Origin of the sequence: Flavobacterium sp. PL11, from assembly GCF_035985025.1 — a bacterium.
GTDB lineage: Bacteria > Bacteroidota > Bacteroidia > Flavobacteriales > Flavobacteriaceae > Flavobacterium.
On record NZ_JAXCIA010000008.1, the window covers coordinates 45,644 to 70,904 of the forward strand.

The following is a 25,261-nucleotide window of genomic DNA, read 5'->3' on the forward strand; positions in this document are numbered from 1 at the left end:
CGATTTATATGTTTTGCCTTCTAGCCAAGCCTTGTATCAAGCTGCACCTGTGTGGCAAAATTTTAAAAGTGTTTTGTTAGGAATTAATGGTTTTGATACAATTAATTTTGTAATCTATCCCAACCCAACTTCTGAAAATCTAACTGTTGCATTTGAAAACAATGTTGCGCTTGAAAATATAAACGTTTACAACACATTAGGACAATTGGTAAAAACGTCCAAATCAAATACTATAATCGTTTCAGATTTACCTAAGGCAAGTTATTTCGTAGAAGTCATTACTAATCAAGGAAAGGCAACAAAAACAATTGTTATCAATTAATAAAATAAAAGGATCAAAATCAAAAACAATTTTTTTTTTCCATTTTTAACTTGATTACACACCTACTTAAACAGTAGATGGTTAATTGATGAAGTGCTGAATTTTTTAGAAAGAGTTATAAAAAAGATTTGATTCTCTTAGCAATCATCGTAAAATTTAGTTATTTTAATAAATAACTAATCTAAGCCAAATGCTTTAATTGACTTTTAACCACTACTAACTATTTTAAAAGGGTATTAATTTGCACAGCAGTCCAGTTTCATAAAATGTTCGAGTAAAATGATGAAGTATACCAAAAGTTGTCTTGTTACTATTTTTCTATTAGGATTTACGTGTGCCTTTTCACAAAACAATCGTGTGGACAGTGTTCAGCAATTGGTAAAGGCATACGAGCTAAAAAACAATGGAAAGCAGTACACTTTAAAAGATTCTGTAAAGGTAAAACTCTTAGAACTTTTAAGCGATTACACTTATAACAATCAGCGTGGAACCTCCATCAATTATTCTAAGAATGCTGCGGCATTAGCTGCCAAAATTAAATTCTACAATGGCGTTTATACCAATACGTATAATTTAGGTTCCAATTATTCTTTTTCTGGAGATTATCTTTTGTCTTTAAATTATTTAAGCCAAGCGGCAGAAGCGGCAAAAAAGTTAAACAGTCCATCAAAAATGGCGTCTGTTTATAATGAAAGAGGCATCGTATATTCTAAAATGAGTAATTATTCTGAAGCGGTTAGAAATGCGTTATTGGCTTTGCGCTATTATGAAAAATCGGATAATATGCAATTATACGGCAATAGTTTAGTCAATTTAGGCTTACTTTATAAGCACCAAAACAAAATTGAATTAGCGCTAACGTACTATGAAAAGGCAATTCAAGCATACCAAAAGTTGGAGGGAGAAAATGCGACCTTTTCAATTGCAGCCACTTACAGTAATAGCGCCCAAGCGCATTTAAAAGCAGGACATATTGACGCCAGTATTAAAGCTTTAAATCAATCTCAAGACTATGCAGCTAAAATAAATGATACGTACTTAAATGCTGAAAACAATTATGCTTTGGGAATGATTTATTTCAATTTAAAAAATTATAAATCAGCTGAAATGCAATTTCTAAATGCTTTAAAGGGTTATAATGTAATGAATGATAAATCGGGCGTTGCAAAAGCGAAAGTTCGATTGGGACGCACTTATTTTTTACAAAATCAGAGGAACAAAGGGCTTCAATTCAATCAAGAAGGATTGGAGTTGGCGAAAAAAATCAATCATTTGGAGTGGCAACGAGACGGATATAAAGATCGCGCAGACATGTTATTTCAGAATAATAACTATAAAGAGGCTTACAAGAATCAGGCTTTATTCAAAGTTATTAACGATTCTATGTTTAATGCCAACCAAGAGAAAAAGATTACGGAGTTACAGATGCAATACACCTTTGATAAAGAGCAAGAAAAGACTAAAATCGTACAGTTTCAGAAAATTTTGAACCTTAATAATGAAGCCAGCCGTTTGCGTTTTATAAGGAACAGTGCTGTGATTTTGGCCGGTTTATTCCTCACTATGTTTGGTGTTATTTTATTTAATTTTTTAAAAGTAAAAAAGCAACGAAAAGTAATTGATTTGCAACAAGATGAACTTAAGTTGCAGAACGATCGGATTCAAGCATCCTTATTTGAAAAAGAAGTTTTATTAAAAGAAATACACCATCGGGTTAAAAATAATCTTCAAATTATTTCTAGCTTATTGAATATTCAAGCACAAAACATCACCGATAAAAATGTTTTAGATTCAATAAAAGAAGGACAGTCACGGGTTCAAGCCATGAGTTTGATTCATCAAAACTTGTATCAATCGCAAGAATTAGATGCCATAAACATGGAAGATTACCTGAGACAGCTCACCATTTATTTGAACGAAATGTATCATAATGCTTCCGAAAAAATTGCAATAGAAGTTCAAGCACCTCAAATTTACTTTGACATTGATACTGCTATTCCGCTTGGGTTAATTGTAAACGAATTGGTTTCTAATGCTTTTAAATATGCGTTTTCGGATAAAAATGATAAAAAAATCACGATACGTATTGAATCCAAAAACAACACTGAACATCAATTATCCGTTTCTGACAATGGAATAGGTATGCCTGAAGATTTTACCATCGAAAATTCTAAATCAATGGGGTTGAATTTAGTATCTATTTTAAGCAGACAACTCAAAGGATCGGTAAGCTATCACTACAATAATGGCACTAGGTTTGAAATTAGTTTTAAACAACTTGAAACCTATAATACACGCCAAAAATAGTATTTTGATACTCGTTTTTTAATCATTAAATTTGCTTCTATAAATTGCATTTTTGAACTATGGTCAACATTTTAATTGTAGAAGATGAATTAATAATTGCGCAAGACATCGCAATAACTTTAAAAAATGCGGGCTATAATGTGGTTGCTATGGTGATGGATTATGGCGAAGGCATCGAAGCAATCAAAAATAATAAGATAGATTTAATTTTGTTAGACATTAATTTAAAAGGGGTAAAAAGTGGTTTAGATTTAGCGCGAACCATTAATGAAGACTATGCCATTCCTTTTATTTTTATAACATCTTACACCGATTCCGATACCATTAATGAAGCAAAAAAGCTGAAGCCGACAAATTATTTGGTGAAACCTTTTCAAAAGGAACAACTCCTTACCGCCATAAAAATTGCCGATTTCAAAATCCAAAATGAAGACGAGGCAAATAATGAAGGCGAAGATCAAGTATTTTTTATTAAAAACGATATTTTTATTAAGGATAAATTAAAATATACCCGAATCAATCTGGATGAGGTTTTATACATAAAATCGGAAAGGAATTATTTAGAACTTTATACGGAAAATGAAAAACCAATCGTAGTTCGTTCTTCGATTCAGTCGTTTTGCGAGAAAATTAATCAGAGTCAGTTTATTCAAACCCACCGCTCGTATGTCATTAATTTCGACCATTTAACGGACTTAGAAATGCCATTTGTTACCGTTAAAAAAACGAAAATTCCCATTAGTAGAAAATATATGGACGTCTTGTTAAAGAAGTTCCGTATTCTATAGTTTAAAAAATCTTCGAAATAAATTTAAACGTATTGTTCTGAGCTACTGTCATTAATTTTAGTTTTTAAAAATGAATGCAGAAAAGCCACTGCACATTCCTGTCCCGTTTTTATATAACAGCTTATCCTCCAAATTAGACCTCCTTACTAGGGCCTCAAATGTCATTCGTAACAAAAATCCCAGCGTTCGTACCAAATAATATACAGCGCATGGGTTGACGTGTTATTTTTGTAAATATTTATTTTATTTTTAAGGTAAAAGTTTAGCAACTTTCAATTTCCAAATCAAACCATTATGAAACAACATTATTTATTCATTCTCGTAGTGAGCTTTTTTACAAATTTTGTAGTTTTAGCACAAGGCGGACAGTATTCAAAAGCAACAAATACACAAACTACCTCGCAAACATTTTGTGGAAGTGCAACTGTAGCAGACTTACAATCTTCTGAAAGCGTCCAATGGTTCACTAGTGCTACTGGAGGTACTGCTTTGTCGAATAGCACGGCGCTTTCGACAGGTACGTACTATGTGGAAGAAACAATGCCGTTAAGTGTGGAAAATTTAGGCTCTGGTTTTTCGAATCCTTTTGGAGTTGCTATTGAATCCAATGGAAAAATTTTAATTGCCGATACGGGAAACAATGCAATTAAACGCATGAATGCCGATGGGACAAACATTAGTACAGTTAATAATTCATTTTCAAATCCAACTGGCGTTGCAGTACGAAGCAACAATTTCATATATATTGCCGATTTTGGAAACAACGCCATTAAGTTTATGAGGCCAGATGGATCTTATTTAATCCGTTTAAATGGGGCGAATCAGCCTCGTGGCGTAGCCGTTAAACCAGATGGTGAAATTATATATACAGAAATTGGAAGCAGTAAAGTGATGCGAATGAGTGCTACAGGATATGGAGCTACGGAATTAGGTGCCAATAATTTTAGTTCGCCATTCAGTATTGCCATACAGCCGGATGGAAAAATTTTAGTTGCCGATACAGGAAATAATGCCATAAAACGGATGAATGCTGACGGTACTGGCGTTACCACATTAGTAAGTGGACTAAATGAGCCGAGAGGCGTTGCTGTAAAATCGGATGGTACTATTTATTTTACGGACACTAATAACAATTTAATCAAACGCATGAACGCCGATGGTTCCAATGTAGTAACCGTAGGTGCACCTATTAATAGTCCTACCGGAATTGCCATACAAGCCGATGGTAAAATTGTAGTGGCTAATTTTAGTAGCAATAAAATAATTCGGATAACCGACGCTAAAAAATTAAGTAGGGTGGCGGTTGCCGTGACGATTTACGTCGCTCCATTACCGACAGCTTCTAATCAGACTTTTTGCGGAAGCGCTACAGTAGCTAATCTAAACGCGACTGGGACTAATTTAAAATGGTACTATAATGAAACGGGTGGCACGAATTTAAATCCAGATTTTGTACTGCAAAATAGAACTTATTATGTTTCGCAAACGATAAATGGATGTGAAAGTTTAAGAAAAGCAGTACCTATCGTAGTTCATATTGTTCCACCAGCTTTATCGCTAAGTTCAGGTGTTACTTCTATATGTTCCGATGAAATACTACCGATATCTACTATTGCAAATCCGGCAAAAATTACTGTCTTGTCAGATGATTTTAATAGTCCATATACCGCCTGGACGTCTAGTTCAGGACCTTATGGAGGTTATACATGGAACTTACAGCAAAGTCCTTATGTTTCTGGTTTCTCACGAGTAAATTCAAAAGACAACACTCAAATGCTTGCACTGAAATACGAACCATATAGGATGTATGCGAATATGAGTGTCGTTTCCCCTGCATTTAGTACCGTAGGATTATTAAACGCCTCTCTTACTTTTTGGCAAAGCTTACTCTTACATGAAGCGTCTGCAAAACTTTTTTACACAATTGATGATGGAGCGAATTGGATTCATTTTGCTACACCTGAAGATACACCTCAAAGCACTACATTACATTATGTGAGTTATAATTTACCCCCAGCTGCGTTAAATAAATCTAATGTCAAAATCAAATTTGATCACAATTCCTCTGTATATGGTTATTATAAATTTTGGGCTATTGATAACCTTAAAGTTACGGGGGAACCAATGATTCAATGGTCGCCTACTACTAACTTGTATAGTGACGCTGCTGCAACAATGCCCTATGTCAGTGGTGCATCAGTTTCTACAGTTTACTTCAAGTCTTCTATGGTAAATACCACCACCTATACAGCAAAAATAACAACTGCAACTTCTTGTTTTACAACTGCTAATACAACAATAACAGTTATTCCAATTCCAGCAGCACCTACAGCTTCTAATCAAACTTTTTGTGGAAGTGCATTGGTTTCTAATTTGAACGCCACAGGAAATAATTTAAAATGGTATGATGCAGCAACTAGTGGAGTTCCATTAGATGAAAATCTGGCTTTGACAACAGGGACCTTTTATGTTTCTCAAACGGTAAATGGATGTGAAAGCGCGAGAAAAGCTATAACAGTCACAGTTAATACCACTAATGCACCAGTGGCATCGGCTCAAACTTTCTGTGGCATTGCAACTGTAGCAAATTTAGTTGCAACAGGAACTGCAATTAAATGGTATTCGGCTTTAACAGGCGGAACGGCTTTAGCAAATTCAACGGCATTAGCGACAGGTACCTATTATGTTTCTCAAACAATAAATTCTTGTGAAAGTCCAAGAACTGCTGTAACAGTAACTGTTAATACAACAACTGCACCAACGGCAACTGCTCAAACATTTTGTAGTGGTTCAACAGTAGCGAATTTAGTTGCAACAGGAACTGCAATCAAATGGTATTCGGCTTTAACTGGCGAAACGGCTTTAGCAACTTCAGCGGCTTTAACAACAGGTACATATTATGTGTCGCAAACATTAAACTCTTGTGAAAGTATTAGAACTGCTGTAACGGTAACGGTTAATACGACAAGTTCACCAACGGCAACTGCTCAAACATTTTGTAGTGGTTCAACAGTAGCGAATTTAGCTGCAACAGGAACTGGCTTAAAATGGTATTCGGCTTTAACTGGTGGAACGGCTTTAGCACTTTCAACGGCATTAGCATCAGGAACATATTATGCTTCTCAAACGCTTGATGGATGTGAGAGTCCTCGAAAATCGGTTGTAGTAGTAGTTAATTCAACTCCAATTCCCATATCTTCTGATCAAAATTTCTGCACAAGTGCAACCGTTGCAAATTTAGTTGCAACTGGAACTAATATAAAATGGTATGATGTAGCAACAGCAGGGACTCCCTTAGCGACAGTTACCAGTTTAACAACAAGAACCTATTATGTAACGCAAACAGTAAACTCTTGTGAAAGTGTTAGAACTCCTGTGTTAATTATTGTTAATGCAATCCCAACTATCACTTCAACGGTAGGTCAAACCCAAACATGCGATTCTTCTATCTCTGCTGTTACTATTTCAGGTGGTTTGTCTGGTGTGCGCTATATTAGAATCAAACAAAATTTAACAGCGGCACAAGATGGTTTTTTGCACCTCGCAGAAGTACAAGCATTTGAAATTTTTACAGGTGCTGAAGTTGCACAAGGTAAAACGGCAACAGCATCTGGAAAGCCTTTGCTTAATAGTCCTGCTTACCAACCATCTCATATTACAGACGGAAGGAGTTTGTCTTATTATCATAGCGCACTTCCAGGCGATACAGAATGGATAGAAGTGGATTTAGGTGCTGCTTATAATTTAAATTTTATCAGAATTTTTAGGCGTAACGATTCTAACTTTGAGCGTCATAGAGATTTACAATTAATCTTTAAAAATGAGGCAGGCATTGAAATCCATTCAAAAAAAATCGATATATCCGCTCCTGCCTCATCTAGTATTACCTACAATGTACTTGATGTTGCTTGGACGGACGGTGCTACAACACTCAACAGAACGGGATTAAATGACGGAACATATACCTTGACTTATGCAGATGTATTGGGATGTGGGGCAACGCATTCAAAAACCGTTGTTGGCACTAAGCCAAATGCACCCATTGCATCGGCTCAAACATTTTGTAATGGTTCAATAGTAGCGAATTTAGTAGCAACTGGAACTGCAATCAAATGGTATTCGGCTTTAACTGGCGGAACGGTTTTAGCAACTTCTACGGCATTAGCAACTGGAAATTATTATGTTTCTCAAACCATTAATGGTTGCGAAAGTCCAAGAACTACTGTAATGGTGACTGTTAATACAACTCCTAATACAACTATTACCCATTTAGGTGATACCTTAACCACAACAGAAGTTGGAGCTGCTTATCAATGGGTTTTATGTGATGGTTTATTTACTCCGATTGCTGGAGCAAATAGTCAATCTTATGTTGCAACTGCTGCAGGTGATTATGCAGTTATTGTCACTAAAAATGGTTGTACGGTAAGAAGTGATTGTTTCGCGATAGCAACATTATCAAGTAGGTCTTTTGATTTAATACAATTAAACTACTATCCAAATCCTGTCACTAATTTACTTACAGTAACTTATCTTAAAACTATCTCAACTATTCACGTTTATGATAGTAGTGGAAGATTAGTTATAAACAATAAAGTAAATTCTAGCAAAGCAACCATAGACATGTCTGATTTGGCAGCTTCTGTTTACATCGTAAAAGTATTGACAGATGACACTATAACTGAATTCAAGGTGATTAAGAAATAACAACTTTAGTTTTTTATTAAAATAGGGACAATCGTAATTGACTGTCCCTTTTTGCACTATAAATACCATTTGTAATCGTTAAAAAAACGAAAATTCTCATTAGTAAAAAATATATCGACATTTTGTTGAAGAAGTTTCGTATTCTGTAGATAAAAATTTTAGAAATAATCTCAAAAAAGTTGTTCTGAACTACTTTCCTTAATTATAGTTTTTAAAAATTAATGCATAAAAGGAGCTGTGCATGCATGTCCAGTTTTTATAACAACTTATCCTCCCCATATTAGACCTCCTTGCTTGGGTCTCAAATATCATTCGTACCACAAAAACCAGCGTTCGTAACAAATAATATACAGCGCATGGGTTGGCGTGTTATTTTTGTAAGTATCTATTTTTTTTTATAAAGTGTAACAACTTTCATTGCCCAAATCCATCCATTATGAAACAACATTATTTATTCACAGTTGTATTGAGCTTTTTTACAAGTTTTGTCGTTTTAGCCCAAGGCGGACAGTATGTAAGGGCAACAAATGCACAAACTACCTCGCAAACATTTTGTGGCAGCGCAACTGTAGCAGACTTACAAGCTTCTGGAAGTGTACAATGGTTTAGTAGTGCTTCAGGAGGGACGGCATTGTCCAGTAGCACAGTTCTCACGACAGGTACGTATTATGTGGAAGAAACAATGCCATTAAGTGTGGAGAATTTAGGATCTGGTTTTTCAAATCCTTTTGGAGTTGCTATAGAATCCAACGGAAAAATACTGATTGCCGATACGGAAAATAATGTTATCAGACGTATGAATGCCGATGGGACCGGTGTCGCCAACGTAAACTTCTCGTTTACAAATCCTACGGGAGTGGCGGTACAACCGGATGGGAATATTTTAATTGCTGATTTTGGAAACAACGCCATCAAGCGGATGAATTGGAATGGAACTGGATTAGGCATTTTAAAAAGCGCGAATCAACCCCGTGGCGTAGCCGTAAAACCAAATGGTCACATAATATATGCAGAAACGGGCAGTAGTAAAGTGATGTCGATTGATTCGAACGGGAATGGTACTACACAATTGGGCGGAACTAATTTCAGTTCACCATTCAGTATTGCGATACAGCCGGATGGAAAAATTTTAGTGGCCGATACAGGAAATAATGCCATCAAGCGGATGAATGCTGACGGTACTGGCGTTACCACTTTAGCGAGTGGGCTGAATCAGCCCAGAGGCGTTGCCGTTAAATCGGACGGGACTATTTATTTTACAGATACCAATAACAATTTAATAAAACGCATGAACACCGATGGTTCCAATGTAGTAACCGTAGGTGCACCGATTAGTAGTCCTACCGGAATTGCCATACAACCGGATGGAAAAATTGTAGTGGCTAATTTTAGTACTAATAAAATAATTCGTATCACCGAGGCTAAAAAATTAAGTAGGGTGGCGGTAAGTGTTACGGTTGCAAGTCCTCCTCCTGCAATTAGTATGGAACCCATATCATCGCCTGTTTGTACCAATGATATCATACTATTAAAGCCTAAAACTTCTGTGTTATTAGATGAAAATTTCAATAATCCAACTAATAATTGGACTGTAATTAACAATTCTATTGGAACTAATTATCTAGATAGAACGTGGCAATTAGGAGCTAGTCCTCAATCGTATACTACTGCTTTTAATAAAACAGTCTATTCTAATGATAATTCGCAAATGTATATTGTAAGAGGTGTCATACAGTTGTTGACAGATAGTGCACTGATATCTCCAAGTTTTAGCACTACGGGTCTGGGTGAGGCATCATTGTCGTTCTGGCATCATCTCGATAATGAAACAGGTTACGTATCATATTCTATTGACAACGGCAACAGTTGGACAGTGATGCAAACTCTAAATAAATCTTTTATCTTTGAGTCCATTAACACACTTAAAGAACTTACTATTAGTTTACCTACTGAAGCGCTCAATCAGTCCAATGTTAAAATAAAGTTACATTTTATTGTGGAAAATAAATGTTTTTGGATTGTAGATAATATAAAACTTACTGCTAAAGCGCAGGTTGCATGGTCACCAACAACAGATCTATACAAGGATGCTGCTGCAACAATTCCCTATATGGCAAACACTTATACTTCTCAAATATATGCCAAACCTACTACTTCTGGCAATAAAACATATAATGCACGTGTTTTTACAAATCTAGGTTGTACTCCAACTACAGCATCTGTAACTATGAATGTGAACCTTCCTCCTATTGCACCAATAGCTAATAATCAAACATTTTGTGGAACTAAAACAATTGAAAACTTAATTGCTCTAGGAGCTAATTTAAAGTGGTATAATTCTTCAACTGGTGGCACTGCTTTAGCAATTTCTAATGAATTAACAACACGAACCTATTATGTTTCTCAAACGGTAAATGCATGTGAAAGTGAAAGAACTGCTGTAGCGGTAACAGTTATTAAGACACCTACACCAGTGGCATTAGCTCAAACATTGTGTATCGGTACAACTGTAGCTGATTTAGCTGCAAGTGGAACTGCAATTAAGTGGTATACGGCTATATCTGGCGGAACGGTTTTAGCGACTCCCACAATTTTAACTTCTGGAAATTACTTTGTTTCTCAAACCGTTAATGGTTGTGAAAGTGTTCGAAAAATGGTTACTGTTACTATAAATCCCAATCCAATAATTACTTTAAGTTCTGTAACTTCTCAAGTCTGTGCAAATGACATTATTCCTTTAACAGCTACTTTAAACACTTCTGATTTTATTGTTTTTCACGATAATTTTAATGAAGCAAATAATTCTTGGACTGCTATAAATAATTCGACGGGAGGAACGCCAGCTAATGCTGCTTGGACGTTACGTCCCAACGGATACAATTTTGGTGCAAATATTTTTTTCTATTCACCTAGTGCTACTAAAATATATATGGCCCATAGCTCTTCACAAGGAACTGACTCTTCAACAGATGTTGCCTTAATATCTACTGAATTTAGCACATTAGGTTTATCGAGTGTAAACCTTTCTTTAACTCATCAATATGCACAACCATATCTTAAATATTCTGAAGCTAGAGTTCAGTTTTCAGTAAACAATGGCGTTGATTGGACGACAATAATTAAATTTGATAAGCACATCCAAACATTCACAACTAATAACGTAAATTTACCAAGTTCAGCCATAAACCAGCCCCATGTAAAAATTAGATTTCAATACAATGCTAGTAATGGTATTTGGTGGGTTATTGATGAAGTGACTATTTCTGGAAAAGCTGCGGTAAGGTGGTCTCCAGCGACTCACTTATATACAAATGCAGCAGCAACGACAGCTTATACATTAGGCACTCATGCCTCAACTGTGTATGTAAAAGCTACAACTGCTGGAAACAATATCTATACCGTAAAAGCGTCTACAAGTGCAACTTGTAGTACTTCGGGGACTACTACAGTAAACGTGATAGCAACTCCATCAGCAACCGCAGCATCTAATCAAACTTTCTGCGGAAGCGCAACTGTTGAAAATTTAACTGCTTCAGGAACTAATTTAAAATGGTATGATGTAGCAACAGGAGGAACCCACTTGACGGCAGTTACTGGTTTAACAACAAAGACCTATTATGTTTCTCAAACGGTAAATGGGTGTGAAAGCACGAGAAAGGCTGTAGAAGTCACAGTTAATACAGCAAATGCACAAACTTCTTCTGTACAAACGCTTTGTAGTGGTTCAACCGTAGCTAATTTAGTAGCCACTGGAACTGCAATCAAATGGTATTCGAATTTAACTGATGGAATGGCCTTATCGAGTACTACGCCATTAACAACAAAAACCTATTATGTTACTCAAACAATAAACTCTTGTGAAAGTATTAGAAAACCTGTATCAGTTATTGTTAATACAATGCCAATTATCACTTCAACGGTAGGTCAAACTCAAACATGCAAGTCTTCTATCTCGGCGGTTGATATTTCAGGTGGTTTGTCGGGTGTACGCTATATTAGAATCAAACAAAATTTAACCGCAGCACAAGATGGTTCGTTACACCTCGCAGAATTGCAAGCATTTGAAATTTTTACAGCTACTGAAATTGCACAAGGTAAAACGGTAACAGCATCAGGAGCACATTATTCACCTAATGAACTTACTTACCAACTATCTAATATGACAGACGGAGATCCAAATACTATTTATCATAGCGCATCTCAAGGAGATGATGAATGGGTAGAAGTAGATTTAGGGGCTGCTTATAACTTGGATTATATCAAAATTTTTAGGCGTAACAATTCTAACATTGAGCGTCATAGAGATTTACAATTAATCTTTAAAAATGAGGCAGGAACTGAAATCCATTCTAAAAAAATCGATATATCGGGTGGCTCCTCTAGTATTACTTACAATATACTAGATGTTGCTTGGACGGATGGTGCTACAAGACTCAACAGAACGGGATTAAATGACGGAACATATACCTTGAATTATGCAGATGTACTGGAATGTACGGCAACGCATACAAAAACAGTTAATGGGGGAGGTTCAAAAGCACAAACGGCAACTGCTCAAACATTTTGTGGCAGTACAAAAGTTTCTAATTTATTTGCCTCAGGAACTAATTTAAAATGGTATGATGTGGCAACTAATGGAACTCCATTAGATGCATACACAGCATTAGCAACAGGAAGGTATTATGTTTCTCAAACCGTTAATGGTTGCGAAAGTGATCGAACAATGGTTGCGGTAACAGTCAATGCGATTCCCGAAACACCAACAGTTACTAATCAAATATTTTGTGGAAGTGCAACAATGGCTAATTTACAAGCAACTGGAATTAATTTAAAGTGGTATAATATTGCTACTGGTGGAACTGCTTTAACAACTTCAACAAATTTAACTTCTGGAAATTATTATGTTTCCCAAACGGTAGGTGGTTGTGAAAGTTTGCGAAAAACTATTATTGTAACAGTAAACGCCATTCCAGCAGCACCAACAGCTTCCAATCAAATTTTTTCAGGAAGTAGCACCGTTGCTAATCTTCAAGCTACTGGAATTGCACTAAAATGGTATGCATCTGCAAATGGAGGAACCGTGTTAAATAATTCAACTGCTCTAACTTCTGGAAACTATTATATTTCCCAAACTATCAATGGTTGTGAAAGCGAAAGAACAAAAGTTGTTGTAGTAGAAAATATAGTTGCAACCCATTTAAACTTTGACGGAATAAATGATTATGTAGAAATACCTAATGAAGCTCATTTTGATTTTACTAATCAAATGACGGTCGAGTTTTGGATGAACTCTAATGCGATCCCTCAACAATGGGATGCTTTAATTACAAAAGGAGATGCTACTTGGAGCGTTACATTAACGGCTGAAGGAAAAATTAATTTTGCGGGAACTGGTTCTTTTGGCAATGTCACGTCAAACTCCGTAGTCACAGATGGTACGTGGAAACATATCGCGGTTACTTATAACGGAAATTATGCTATAATTTATATTGATGGTTTGGAAGACAACAGATTAGCTGGAACAGGAAATATAGTAAATTCAAGTGATAAGGTATCTATTGGCGAAAATCTACAAACAATAGGACGTCATTATGAAGGAAACATCGATGAGGTTCGTTTTTGGAATCTAGCCAGAACAGAATCTCAAATAACGGCAAATATAAATTGTGAATTACAAGGCACAGAAACAGGCTTAGTAGCGTACTATAAATTCAATCAAGGAATGAATTCAGGCATCAATACCGCTATTTCTACTGTGACAGATGCTACTGCAAATGGAAACAATGGAAATTTAAATGGTTTCACATTAACAAACACTACTAGCAATTTTTTATCAGGATCGCCTATTACTACTGGGATGAGCTGTGCTACATTAAGTATTAGTAGTTTTAATAGTAATAATAATATTATTTTATATCCAGTTCCAACTGATGGATTAGTGACTGTAATTATTAACGACTTAACCGATGTTTCAGTAATGATTTACGATTTGAATGGTAGATTACTACTAAGTAAAAAAATAAACGAAGAGAACAATTTAATTGACATATTTAATTTACAATCAGGTGTATATTTATTTAAAATAAAATCACAAGAAGGAGAAACGATCAAGAAGGTACTAAAAAATTAGTTCAAATTTATAGCAATAACGAATCGCTGTAGAAGGCTTTGCAACAAAATAAAATTTATTGATGGTTACTTAATCCAATGTCATTTTTCATATAGCGGTTAAAAATAAGTCGGAACTAAAATATAATTTAGATTCCGACTTATTTATAAAACCCTATTTGCAGTGTCGTTATAACCATATTTTGATTATCGATATCATTTATAGATTGTTAATATATAGATCAGGTCTCAAAAATATTTGATTTTATAGCGACGATTTATCAGTCAATTGAACTTTTAGAAATATGACAAAAAACATTACTTAATAATTATATACTTTGGTGGTTTTCTGTCGCTATTTCGAAAATTTCTAAATGAAAATAACTAACTGCGGCTATGATATGATCAAATATATCCGACATGATATATTCATAATTTTCAAATCGCTTATCACTTGAGAATGCATAAACTTCAAGGGGAACGCCGTGAGAGGTGGACTGTAACTGACGACAAATCATAAGCATATCTTGATTTAGCGCAGGATGCTGATGTAAATATTCAGTAATATATTTTCTAAATAAACCTAAATTAGTCATGTTTCTACCATTCACAGGTATGGACTTATCAATATTATGAGAGCCATTAAAATTATTAATTTCTAGTTTTCTGCTTTCAATATAGTTGGTTATTAAATGTATTTTTTTTAAGTTATCTAACTCCGTATCATCCAAAAATCTGATCGTACTTGTTTTGATAAGAATGTGTCTTTTGATACGACGTCCATTAGAGTTTAACATTCCGCGCCAATTCTGGAATGAATCAGAACTTAAACTATACGTAGGAATTGTGGTTGTGGTGTTATCAAAATTTCGAACTTTCACCGTAGCAAGATTAATTTCAATAACATCTCCATCAGCACCAAAACGATCCATTGTAATCCAATCGCCTATACGAACCATATCATTTATAGAAACTTGAACACTAGATACAAATCCTAAGATTGTGTCTCTAAATATCAAAATTATAACTGCTGAAACCGCTCCTAAAATAGTTAATAGTTCTTTTTGATTAATTTCAAATAATTTGGAAATAATGACAGCAATCCCAAAAGCCCATAAAACAATCATGATTACTTGGATAAAACTATCAATAGGTTTATCACTGTAGCGCGGCATCAGCTTTAAATAATCGCGTAATGCATTAAAAATAGTTCGCACTATCCATAAAATGAGCACCACAATATAAATACCAACAAATTTTCCAAAAAGACCTTCCCAGTATACGTATCGATCCAGAATTATGGGAACCGATTTATAAATAAATAAAAATGGGATCAGATGCGCAATATATTTTGCCGTCTTATTGCTTACTAATAAATCATCAAAATTAGTTTTAGTTTTTTGAGCTATTAAGACTAGAATGGTAACTAAAATAAGTCTAAATACAACATAAATTCCGTATGCTAGAAAACACAGCAATATGATATTTAACATCAAACTTAAATACGAAGCAAGACTGCTTCCCATTCCTAACTTCCTTAATAAAGGATAAAGCAAATGAAATAATTTCTCTACATAACTATACATTCTTTAGGTATTTTCTTTCTATATAAAAAGTACCAAAAGGAGGAATTGATGCGATGCAAATAATAAAATATTTTTTAAAATCCCACTTTTCTTTAAAGTAAAGAATGGTTGCTAAAACAATATATAATGTAAATAAAACTCCATGCGCCATACCAATATGCTTCACATAATAAGGATCGTTAAAAATATATTTCATTGGCATTGCAAAGAAAAATAATAATAAAGCAGAAATTCCCTCTACAATTGCGGTAATTTTAAATATCTTGAGCATTTAGATTAAATTTAGTTTAAGTCAGCAAAAATAAGGATTAACATTGATTTTAAGTGCATTGATTGTTAAAGTAATTTACTTTTGTATTCTTAAACTTTGATAATGAGCAAGCGCGATTTAAAAAAATATATATCTGAATTAAATAAAGAACAACTTGAACAGCAAATAATAGAATTATACGAGAAATTTAGTCCAGTAAAAGTCTATTACAATTTTGTTTTTAATCCAAAAGAAGAAACACTTTTGCAAGAATGTAAACTCAAAATTTCACAGGAATATTATCCCCTTAAAAAGTCAGGGCGAAGGAGCAAACCAAAAATGAGACGTTCAGTTGCTCAGAAATACATTAAGTATTTTATAATTCTTGGAGTGGATCCTTTTCTAATTGCCGATGTTATGTTATACAATATTGAAATTGCTCAAACATTTTCAGCTGAAAATGTGATAAAACACGAATTATTCTACAAAAGTATGTTCAATTCTTTTGAGCAAGCAGTAGTATATTTAATAGCAAATGGAATACTCACGGATTTCAAAGCTAGGATAATTGCAATTCAAAATCAATCTATTTCTCAAAAATGGTTTAACGAACCTGAATTTAATGCGGTTATCGAGCGATTTGAATACTAGATTGATGTCGGATATTTTTAAATTTCGCAAATGTAGTAACGTAAAATTTTATTTTTAAAACAAAAAAATTAATGGTAAGCACCATTGAATATTTGATACATAGATCAATATTATTTAAATATTCCCTCATATTTTTAATTAAAAGTAATAGATAAACTGTTTTTTAGGCGTATTTTTGCAAAAATCCAATAGCAAGAAATGTCGCAAAACACCTTAGAAATTGAAATCGAAGACAAAAAAGAACTTTATGCCTACCAAAAAGGAGATATAGATGCCATTTTTGAGCGAATCGATAATGGACCTCGTCAACATCATTTATTATATCAATTGCCTACCGGTGGAGGGAAAACAGTCGTTTTCTCTGAAATCGTTCGCCGTTATTTATCCAAACACGATAAAAAAGTGGTGGTTTTAACACACCGAATCGAACTTTGTAAACAAACTTCAAAGATGTTGAAGGGTTTTGATGTAAAAAATAAAATCATCAACAGTAAAGTAAAAGAACTGCCAGATCAAAATGATTATTCTTGTTTTGTTGCAATGGTGGAAACTTTAAAAAACCGAATCAATGATGAAAAATTGCATTTGGATAACATTGGTTTAGTCATTATTGATGAGGCGCATTACAACTCCTTTAGAAAACTATTAAGCTCTTTTAAAAATGCCTTTATATTAGGAGTCACTGCAACACCTTTGAGCTCCAATATAAAGCTGCCAATGCATGAAAGTTACGATGAATTAATTGTAGGGGATACCATTAGTTCATTGATAGATAAAGGATTTTTGGCGAAAGCCATAACCTATAGTTATGATGTAGGATTGACATCATTAAAAGTTGGGATAAATGGAGATTATACAGTAAAATCATCTGATGATTTATACACCAATATGGCAATGCAAGAGAAATTATTGCATGCTTACACTGAAAAATCTATTGGTAAAAAAACATTGATTTTTAACAACGGAATCAATACCTCTTTATATGTTTATGAAACATTTAGAGAAGCCGGTTATGAAATTCGACATCTTGACAACACGAGTAGCACTGAGGAACGTAAAGAAATTTTACATTGGTTCAAGCACACTCCAGATGCTATTTTAACATCTGTTGGAATTCTTACCACTGGTTTTGATGAACCTACAGTAGAAACTATTATCTTGAACAGAGCTACAAAATCATTGACATTGTATTACCAAATGATAGGTCGTGGATCCCGAAAACTGCCTAATAAAGATAGTTTTAATGTGATCGATTTAGGCAATAATGCAGCACGATTTGGTTTATGGAGCGAGCCTGTAAACTGGCAACACATATTTAAATCTCCTGAATTTTATTTAGAAAATTTACGTGATGATACGGAGATTGAATTGTATTTTAAATACAGTATGCCTTCTGAATTGCGTGAAAAATTCAGTAAAACAGCTGTAGTAACTTTTGATGTAGATGAAGAGCATAAATTGATTATCAAACAAAACCTACGCTCTAAAGAGGTCTTAGACAAATCACTTGATCAACATGCTGCAATGTGTGTTGACAATTCACAAACATTACAGGAAGCTAAGGTTCTAGGCAAATTGTTAGAAGACGATATTGATTGCCGTATAAAGCGCTATTCTAAATGTTTGAGTCAGTGTAGCAAAAACTATCGCGAATGGCTTGTTGATGATTATAAATTGAAATTAATCTTGTTAACAGGTAAAAAATACCGCGAGAAAATCATGAACGAACCTGATGAAGATTAATTTCATTAGGAGCTATTTCCCGCTTTACACTGCAATCTTTTTATTCTCGCAAGGGCGAGAAAAAAAGGATTTTCGCTGCAATCGGGGCTAGGGATCACGGTAATCGAATAACTATCTTTTTAAATACAAAATCCAATACCCATGTCAAAACAATTCGCTGATTTAGGAATTTCTAAACCTATTTTGAATGCACTTTCTGATTTGAATATTGTTACTCCAACAGAAATTCAGCAAAAAACCATTCCGTTATTGTTAGCAAACACAACTGATTTTGTTGGGCTTGCTAAGACTGGTACCGGAAAAACAGCTGCTTTTGGATTACCTATTTTACAATTAATAGATGCTAATTCTACAGCTGTGCAAGCCGTAATTTTAGCGCCAACAAGAGAACTGGGCCAACAAATATTTAAAAATTTAGAATCATTTGCGGCTTTTTTACCAGAAGTTTCAATTGCAGTAACTTGTGGAGGAATTCCTATAAAACCACAAATAGAACGCCTAGCTTTACCTACGCACATTGTTGTAGCAACTCCAGGACGCTTAATTGATTTGATTCAGCGCAAAGCCATTAATTTGAAAGAAACTAAATTTCTGGTGCTAGATGAAGCCGATGAAATGGTAACGATTTTAAAAGAAGGATTAGATGAAATCGTTGCTGAATTGCCAGAAGAACATAAAACCTTTTTGTTCTCAGCAACAATGCCCGGAGCAATAAAACAATTGATTCAAAATTACCTCAATAAAAATGTAGCACAAGTCAGTGCTAACATGGAAACAGTGGGAAATCAAGGAATCGATCATCAATATATAGTTGTCGATCCCATTGAAAAACTAGATGTTTTAATGCATTTTTTAAATTCAAAAGAAGGAGAACGTGGCATTATTTTCTGTAAAACTAAAGCTGCAGTCAATAAACTAGCTAAGAACTTAGCCATAAATCGTTTTTCGTCAGGAGCCTTACACGGTAGTTTATCACAAGGAATTAGAGATCGTATCATGGAGCAATTCCGTGAAGGTCATATCAATATATTAGTCGCTACAGATCTTGCAGCAAGAGGAATTGACGTAAAGGAAATTTCTTATGTCGTTAATTACCATTTACCAGATGCTTATGAAGCTTATGTTCACCGTAGCGGAAGAACAGCAAGAGCAGGAGCAAAGGGACTTTCCTTAACAGTATTGCAACCGGAGGAAGTGGGTGAAATTACCGATTTTGAAAAAGAATTGGGAATTAAATTCACCGAATTCAAAAAACCAAGTTCACTAAGTATCGAAGAGAACAATACCCTTTTATGGGCCAAACAAATATTCAAAACCAAACCCAACCATGAAGTGGACGCGGAATTGAAAACAAAAATTAAAACTGTTTTCCATCACTTAACTAAAGATGAACTGATCGAAAAACTATTGGCTAATTACTTGTTGCAAAACAAAAACGAACCAACCGAGAAACCGGTTAAAGACAAAAAATGAAATAGATATTTTTTTTTTTATAAATAAAAAATCATTGCGAAGCTTGAAGGAGTTTTACAATGGTTTATTTTTAATACAAAATGAAGGAAAAATATTAAGTGTTTACTTAATGATTTGGGAAATAAGTTTATATTTGATTTTTTTTACCGAAGATAAGCTAATGTTATCTATGAAAAGAAATGGAGAATTAACACTTTGATCTCCTAATTTTATAATTTACGTAAAAAAAATAATTGTTTAATTTTTATCGAAAAAATATTAAAATGTTTTCAAACGAACTAGCAGAAAAATTAATGAAAATGCCAAAAACTATCGTTGGTGGCGGAACTACAAATATTAACCTTTCTGAAGAAAAAAGTCGTTTTAAATTAATAAATCACGATGAACCAGAATATGAATTTTTATTTGAAATAACATCGAATAGAAAAATATCATTTAAGATTACATTTCATAACCAAGAAAATAACACGAAAGAAGGATTAATTAGGATTGATTATAAAGGAGGTCATAAGAATCCAGAAACATTGAATGATTATGTTCCTGAATTTGTTAAACCATATTTGGGACATTATTTTCAAAATGAATCTCATGTCCGTATTTATGTCGAAGGCTATAAAGACCTTGCTTGGGCAGTTCCATTTTCAGAATTTAATTTTCCAATAAATAATATTGATAATATGGAGGATTTTGGTCAAGCTTTAAGGGCATTTGCTAAAGAGATTAATATAGCATCTTTGCTAAATATTCAAATAGCAATATTATGATTTGGGCAAATGATCTAATTAATGAATATTATGGTTGGCTAAAAAGCAAAACTGTAATCATTACGGATGAATCTACAGAATGGGTTGCAATACAAACACCTTTTATCGGTTTGTATAACGACGTAGTAGAAATTTATGCACAAAAAAAAGGCGATAATATTGTACTTTCTGACAATGGAGAAACTTTAAATAATCTTGAATTAGTTGGTGCATCCATAAGTCGAATGGGAGAAAGAAGAGTTATTGCGGAAAGAATTCTTTTAAATTATGGAATCCAATTAGCAAATAATGAATTAACTACAACAACTAGCGAAACAAATTTTCCACAAAAAAAGCATAATTTTTTATCTGCAATATTAGAGCTAAACGATTTATATGTTTTATCGAAAACTACTGTTTCTTCAATATTTAAAGAAGATGTTAGAATTTATCTTGACGAGCAAGATATTATTTACACGCCAGACTTTATTTCCAAGGGCTCTACTGGTCTTGAATTTATGTTTGATTTTCAAATCGCGGGAAAAAAAAGTGAAGTAGTTCTGAAATCTTTTAATACAATTAATAAACAATCCTTAACGAGTTTTTTATTTAGTTGGGATGACATAAAACCTATACGAGAAAAAATTAGTAAAAAAAATGTTTCTGCTGTTGCATTTTTAAACGATTCAGAAAAACCAATTAAAAGTGATATTATAAATGCTTTTAAATCTAAAAATGCTGATTACATCCTTTGGAGCGAAAGAAATAATGATGAAAATATTGCTAAACTAAAGAAAGTTGCATAATTGTGTAATGATTTTTTTTATAACAAAACGTTAAAAATAATCCTATTAAAAATATTACTGCTTACCTTTGCATTATGATTAAAAAGTTCCACTTATATCTCATAATTCTAACTCTTGGCTTACTCTTATTGCCAAGTTTGTCTTATGCATGTGGAACTCAGTCAGAAAAAGAATGTTGTAAAAAAGAAACAACTGCAAAACAAGAGCATAAAGAATGTTCTGAAGAAAGCCATGCTACAAATCCAAGCGATAATTGCAACGGTAAATGTGGACATGCTAATTGTACCACTACTTCAGTAAATGTTAACCTTGCTGTGTTTAACGAATTTGATTTCACTTATACTCATTTTGATTTCTTAAACGAGAAACAAAATTTTTACACCACTATTACCTTTATTTCTTCTGGTTTTAGTTCATTATGGCTTATTCCTAAAATAAGCTAAATTCAATTTTTTACAGCCATTATTGTGGCTTTTCTGTAGCATTTGCTATTTTATCTACAACAGTAATTACATAGATTTCTTTGGATAATTCTATTAATTATTTTCGTTGCTATTTATCAAAAAAATATTTTAAAAACAAATTTAAAAGAACACCCTCTTTTAAAACAAATCCTTGTAAAATGAAAAATTCAATATCAAAAATATTGTTAGCAATTACTATGTTGCTAACATTCTCATTCGGTAATGCACAAATAAAAAATATAAAAACAGAGACTGTAAAAATTTACGGGAACTGTGGTATGTGCAAATCAACGATCGAAAAAGCAGCTAATATAAAAAATGTAGCCGCCGTAGATTGGAACAAAGACACTAAAATGGCAACGCTTAGTTACGATGCTAAAAAAACAAATCAGGATGAAATATTGAAACGTATTGCACTTGCTGGATACGATAGCGACAAATTTCTAGCTCCTGATGATGTGTATGCAAATTTACACGGCTGTTGTCAATACAATCGTGAAGCAAAAGTTGCTGTAACCACTGAAATGAAAATGGGGACTCATGAAATGACAATGGGAAATCATGAAATGAAAAGTGATAATTCGCAAGCAGTAAAACAAAAAAATAACGAATTACAAATCGTGTTCGATAGTTATTTTGAAGTAAAAAACGCTTTAGTAGCAACCAATGCTGTAAATGCTTCGACAAAATCAAAGGCTTTGGCTTCAGCAATTGATGCTGTTAAAATGGATAAATTAGAAATGGACGTGCACATGGTTTGGATGAAAGTTTTGACAGACTTAAAAGCAGATGCAAAAAATATGGCTGATACAAAAGACATCGTAAAACAAAGAAATCAGTTTATCAGTTTATCAAAAAATATGTATGATTTGATTAAAATTTCAAAGAACGAAACAGCAGTTTATTACCAGTTTTGTCCAATGGCAAATAATGGTAAAGGTGCAAATTGGTTAAGTAAAGAAAATGAAATTAAAAATCCATATTACGGTTCGATGATGATGACTTGCGGTAAAACGGTAGAGACAATTAAATAAATGGAGCAAAGTCCAAATATAAAATTTGGACTTTGTTTTTTTCATAAAAACAGATAATTATCATGGATATCAGGACAAAACTAATCGTCTTTTTAGTAGTAACTTTTAGTGTTACTTCATTTGCACAAATAAAAATTGGAGACACAATTCCATCAATTGAATTGCAAAACAGTCAAGAGGTAAAAGTTAACATAAACAAATTTAAAGAGAAGTATGTACTAATAGATTTTTGGGCTTCCTGGTGCGGACCATGTAGAGTAGGAAATAAAAAGCTAGTACAAATGCATAAAGATTTAGATTCCAGTAAAATAGAAATTATTGGAATTTCAATTGATACCGACGCTACTAAATGGGGTAAAGCAATTGAAAAAGACAAGATAAATTTCTTGCAATTAATTGACCCAAAAGGTTTTGATGCTAATGCGGCGGTAATTTTTGGAGTAGAGGAGTTGCCTTCAAAATTCCTATTTGATAGCAACGGAATATTAATAATGAAAAACCCAACAGATCAAGAAATAATAAATTTAATAAATAAATAAATAAATAAATAAAATGAAAAGAGTAAATATAAAATACAGCGTTTTAATAGTTTTAATGGTACTGTTTTCAACGGTAAGTAATGCACAAATTTCAAAAGCAGAGATTATAGCAACTGGATTAACGTGCTCAATGTGCTCTAACGCAATTAACAAGCAATTAAAATCAATGCCAGAGGTGAATAATGTTGAAATCGATTTGAATTCTAACACTTTTACGGTTTCGTTAGCTGATAATAATTCACTATCGCCTTCGATATTTAAAGAAAAAGTAGAAAAAGCAGGTTTCTTCATAGGTTCATTAATTGTCACCGTTGATGCTGAAACTTTAAAGAAAAACTCTTTTATAGTTTTAGATGGTAAAGAAAGCAATAATAAGGAAGTTCAAATACAGGTTTTGGATAAAGGATATGTAACTGATAAAGAGTTTAAAAAACTATCAAAATCTTATAAAAATACCATCACCTACAACAGCAATAATGAAAATGATTTTCATATTAAAATAGTAAATTAATGAAAAAGTTCCTGCTAATATTTGTTGTATTTATTTTTCAAAAAGTTTCGAGTCAGGAATTATTTTTATTAACCGATCCAGCTAGTAATGTGCCTGCCAATTCCTTAGCAGTAAATATATTGCAATCTGCTTTTGATAGAGAAATGACATCAGGCTACAACTATAGTATTATGCCTGAAGCAACTTATGGAATAAATAAAAATTTAATGGTTAGAGCTTCCGCTTTTGTAAGTAACAGAAATAATAATTTAGTTGCTGAAGGTGGGGGGGTTTTAGCCAAATATCGTTTCTATTCTGAAGATGATCTAAACAGTCATTTTCGATTGGCTGCTTTTGGAAGATATAGCTTTAATAATGGGGATATCAATCAGGAGCAAATTGAAATTATGGGACAAAATTCAGGTTTTGAAACTGGAATTGTAGCGACTAAATTGATTAAAAAGTTGGCCATTAGTTCTACCGTTAGCTTTGAAAAAGCCTTTGACAACAAGCCAAACAATACGTTTGCAGATAATTTTGGCAACAATGCAACCAACTATACCTTATCATTTGGAAAACTGATGTATCCTAAAAAATACACGAGTTTAAAACAAACTAATATTAATTTAATGGTTGAATTTGTAGGTCAAACTATAAATGAAAATGGAATATCGTATCTGGATGTAGTTCCCGTTGTTCAATTTATTTTTAACAGTCAGGCTCGTTTAGATTTGGCATATCGAAGAGAGTTATTAAGTTCTATGGTTCGCTCTGCTCCAAATGGTGTTTATCTGAATTTATATTATACATTTTTTAATTTGAAAAAGTAAATTGTTTAACCAGTAAGAAATATATAAAATGAAAAAATCACTATTTAAAATAATGGTCGCAATTGTTGTATTGTTATCAACTACAATGAATGCACAAATTAAAAACACAAAAACAGAAGAGGTAAAAATTTTTGGTAACTGTGGAATGTGCAAAAAAACAATTGAAAAAGCAGTAAACGAGGCAGATTTTGCAAAAGTAGTTTGGAACAAAGAAACAAAAGTGGCCACCTTAACTTATGATGAAACTAAAACCAATAAAGAGGACATACTGAAACGCATTGCAAAAGCCGGAAACGACTCTAAACTTTTTAAAGCAAAAGCAAAAGATTACGACAATCTTCCGGGATGTTGTCAGTATGACAGGGAATAAAAAAGCTTTTTTAATAATAATTAACCTATATCTCCGATGGACAAAATCGT

Annotated in this window: 18 protein-coding genes; 16 read left to right on the forward strand and 2 right to left on the reverse strand. The window is 33.4% G+C overall.

Going from position 1 to position 25,261, the window contains the following annotated elements:
• Window positions 1-13 precede the first annotated feature (13 nt).
• The 5 genes from RCH18_RS06130 to RCH18_RS06150 all read left to right on the forward strand — a co-directional run bounded on the left by RCH18_RS06130 (window position 14) and on the right by RCH18_RS06150 (window position 14,254).
• On the forward strand, window positions 14-322 hold the full coding sequence (locus tag RCH18_RS06130; RefSeq protein WP_326935869.1) for a T9SS type A sorting domain-containing protein: 309 nt from the start codon (window positions 14-16) through the stop codon (window positions 320-322).
• Between the two features lie 279 nt (window positions 323-601).
• A complete protein-coding gene (locus RCH18_RS06135) occupies window positions 602-2,629 on the forward strand; it encodes a histidine kinase dimerization/phosphoacceptor domain -containing protein (protein ID WP_326935870.1) in 2,028 nt (675 codons plus the stop codon).
• A 59-nt stretch (window positions 2,630-2,688) separates the two neighbouring features.
• Complete coding sequence (locus RCH18_RS06140) at window positions 2,689-3,417, forward strand: LytR/AlgR family response regulator transcription factor (protein WP_326935871.1); 729 nt, start codon at window positions 2,689-2,691, stop codon at window positions 3,415-3,417.
• A 294-nt stretch (window positions 3,418-3,711) separates the two neighbouring features.
• Entirely contained in the window at window positions 3,712-8,124 is a 4,413-nt protein-coding gene (locus tag RCH18_RS06145; protein WP_326935872.1) for an Ig-like domain-containing protein, read from the forward strand.
• Window positions 8,125-8,560: 436 nt separating this feature from the next.
• Window positions 8,561-14,254 carry an Ig-like domain-containing protein gene (locus tag RCH18_RS06150; RefSeq protein WP_326935873.1) on the forward strand — a complete coding sequence of 1,898 codons (5,694 nt, stop codon included), beginning with the start codon at window positions 8,561-8,563 and terminating at the stop codon, window positions 14,252-14,254.
• Between the two features lie 307 nt (window positions 14,255-14,561).
• Here RCH18_RS06150 and RCH18_RS06155 read toward each other — a convergent pair whose 3' ends face one another.
• Together RCH18_RS06155 and RCH18_RS06160 are read right to left on the reverse strand one after the other, a co-directional pair.
• Window positions 14,562-15,818 carry a mechanosensitive ion channel family protein gene (locus tag RCH18_RS06155; protein WP_326935874.1) on the reverse strand — a complete coding sequence of 419 codons (1,257 nt, stop codon included), beginning with the start codon at window positions 15,816-15,818 and terminating at the stop codon, window positions 14,562-14,564.
• Complete coding sequence (locus RCH18_RS06160) at window positions 15,811-16,089, reverse strand: DUF3817 domain-containing protein (protein WP_072991877.1); 279 nt, start codon at window positions 16,087-16,089, stop codon at window positions 15,811-15,813. Before RCH18_RS06160 ends, RCH18_RS06155 begins: the two co-directional genes overlap by 8 nt.
• A 102-nt stretch (window positions 16,090-16,191) precedes the next feature.
• On the opposite strand from RCH18_RS06160, the gene RCH18_RS06165 reads away from it, so the two are divergent.
• From RCH18_RS06165 to RCH18_RS06215, 11 genes are all read left to right on the forward strand, one after another.
• On the forward strand, window positions 16,192-16,719 hold the full coding sequence (locus RCH18_RS06165; protein WP_326935875.1) for a DUF6155 family protein: 528 nt from the start codon (window positions 16,192-16,194) through the stop codon (window positions 16,717-16,719).
• Between the two features lie 198 nt (window positions 16,720-16,917).
• Window positions 16,918-18,462 (forward strand): DEAD/DEAH box helicase, encoded by a 1,545-nt coding sequence (locus tag RCH18_RS06170; RefSeq protein WP_326935876.1) that lies wholly within the window; start codon window positions 16,918-16,920, stop codon window positions 18,460-18,462.
• Window positions 18,463-18,603: 141 nt separating this feature from the next.
• Complete coding sequence (locus tag RCH18_RS06175; protein WP_326935877.1) at window positions 18,604-19,935, forward strand: DEAD/DEAH box helicase; 1,332 nt, start codon at window positions 18,604-18,606, stop codon at window positions 19,933-19,935.
• A gap of 263 nt (window positions 19,936-20,198) precedes the next feature.
• A complete protein-coding gene (locus RCH18_RS06180; RefSeq protein ID WP_326935878.1) occupies window positions 20,199-20,699 on the forward strand; it encodes a DUF6978 family protein in 501 nt (166 codons plus the stop codon).
• Window positions 20,696-21,484 (forward strand): DUF1829 domain-containing protein, encoded by a 789-nt coding sequence (locus RCH18_RS06185; RefSeq protein ID WP_326935879.1) that lies wholly within the window; start codon window positions 20,696-20,698, stop codon window positions 21,482-21,484. The genes RCH18_RS06180 and RCH18_RS06185 overlap by 4 nt, the downstream gene beginning before the upstream one ends.
• A gap of 74 nt (window positions 21,485-21,558) precedes the next feature.
• A complete protein-coding gene (locus tag RCH18_RS06190; RefSeq protein ID WP_326935880.1) occupies window positions 21,559-21,927 on the forward strand; it encodes a hypothetical protein in 369 nt (122 codons plus the stop codon).
• A gap of 179 nt (window positions 21,928-22,106) precedes the next feature.
• Window positions 22,107-22,982, forward strand: coding sequence for a DUF3347 domain-containing protein (locus tag RCH18_RS06195; RefSeq protein ID WP_326935881.1), 876 nt, complete (start codon window positions 22,107-22,109; stop codon window positions 22,980-22,982).
• Between the two features lie 62 nt (window positions 22,983-23,044).
• Window positions 23,045-23,521, forward strand: coding sequence for a TlpA family protein disulfide reductase (locus tag RCH18_RS06200; RefSeq protein WP_326935882.1), 477 nt, complete (start codon window positions 23,045-23,047; stop codon window positions 23,519-23,521).
• Window positions 23,522-23,534: 13 nt separating this feature from the next.
• On the forward strand, window positions 23,535-24,032 hold the full coding sequence (locus tag RCH18_RS06205) for a heavy-metal-associated domain-containing protein (RefSeq protein WP_326935883.1): 498 nt from the start codon (window positions 23,535-23,537) through the stop codon (window positions 24,030-24,032).
• The gene (locus RCH18_RS06210) at window positions 24,032-24,841 is read left to right on the forward strand and encodes a hypothetical protein (protein WP_326935884.1); all 810 of its coding nucleotides are present in this window, start codon (window positions 24,032-24,034) and stop codon (window positions 24,839-24,841) included. The genes RCH18_RS06205 and RCH18_RS06210 overlap by 1 nt, the downstream gene beginning before the upstream one ends.
• A 28-nt stretch (window positions 24,842-24,869) precedes the next feature.
• A complete protein-coding gene (locus RCH18_RS06215) occupies window positions 24,870-25,211 on the forward strand; it encodes a heavy-metal-associated domain-containing protein (protein WP_326935885.1) in 342 nt (113 codons plus the stop codon).
• Window positions 25,212-25,261: the final 50 nt, after the last annotated feature.

Excerpts from the sequence above, each read along its gene's own strand:
- RCH18_RS06140 (WP_326935871.1), top strand. The coding sequence starts at position 2,689 with ATGGTCAACATTTTAATTGTAGAAGATGAATTAATAATTGCGCAAGAC.
- RCH18_RS06185 (WP_326935879.1), top strand. The coding sequence starts at position 20,696 with ATGATTTGGGCAAATGATCTAATTAATGAATATTATGGTTGGCTAAAA.
- RCH18_RS06215 (WP_326935885.1), top strand. The coding sequence starts at position 24,870 with ATGAAAAAATCACTATTTAAAATAATGGTCGCAATTGTTGTATTGTTA.
- RCH18_RS06200 (WP_326935882.1), top strand. The coding sequence starts at position 23,045 with ATGGATATCAGGACAAAACTAATCGTCTTTTTAGTAGTAACTTTTAGT.
- RCH18_RS06150 (WP_326935873.1), top strand. The coding sequence starts at position 8,561 with ATGAAACAACATTATTTATTCACAGTTGTATTGAGCTTTTTTACAAGT.
- RCH18_RS06145 (WP_326935872.1), top strand. The coding sequence starts at position 3,712 with ATGAAACAACATTATTTATTCATTCTCGTAGTGAGCTTTTTTACAAAT.
- RCH18_RS06135 (WP_326935870.1), top strand. The coding sequence starts at position 602 with ATGATGAAGTATACCAAAAGTTGTCTTGTTACTATTTTTCTATTAGGA.
- RCH18_RS06165 (WP_326935875.1), top strand. The coding sequence starts at position 16,192 with ATGAGCAAGCGCGATTTAAAAAAATATATATCTGAATTAAATAAAGAA.
- RCH18_RS06175 (WP_326935877.1), top strand. The coding sequence starts at position 18,604 with ATGTCAAAACAATTCGCTGATTTAGGAATTTCTAAACCTATTTTGAAT.
- RCH18_RS06190 (WP_326935880.1), top strand. The coding sequence starts at position 21,559 with ATGATTAAAAAGTTCCACTTATATCTCATAATTCTAACTCTTGGCTTA.
- RCH18_RS06180 (WP_326935878.1), top strand. The coding sequence starts at position 20,199 with ATGTTTTCAAACGAACTAGCAGAAAAATTAATGAAAATGCCAAAAACT.
- RCH18_RS06205 (WP_326935883.1), top strand. The coding sequence starts at position 23,535 with ATGAAAAGAGTAAATATAAAATACAGCGTTTTAATAGTTTTAATGGTA.
- RCH18_RS06160 (WP_072991877.1), bottom strand. The coding sequence starts at position 16,089 with ATGCTCAAGATATTTAAAATTACCGCAATTGTAGAGGGAATTTCTGCT.
- RCH18_RS06210 (WP_326935884.1), top strand. The coding sequence starts at position 24,032 with ATGAAAAAGTTCCTGCTAATATTTGTTGTATTTATTTTTCAAAAAGTT.
- RCH18_RS06195 (WP_326935881.1), top strand. The coding sequence starts at position 22,107 with ATGAAAAATTCAATATCAAAAATATTGTTAGCAATTACTATGTTGCTA.
- RCH18_RS06170 (WP_326935876.1), top strand. The coding sequence starts at position 16,918 with ATGTCGCAAAACACCTTAGAAATTGAAATCGAAGACAAAAAAGAACTT.
- RCH18_RS06155 (WP_326935874.1), bottom strand. The coding sequence starts at position 15,818 with ATGTATAGTTATGTAGAGAAATTATTTCATTTGCTTTATCCTTTATTA.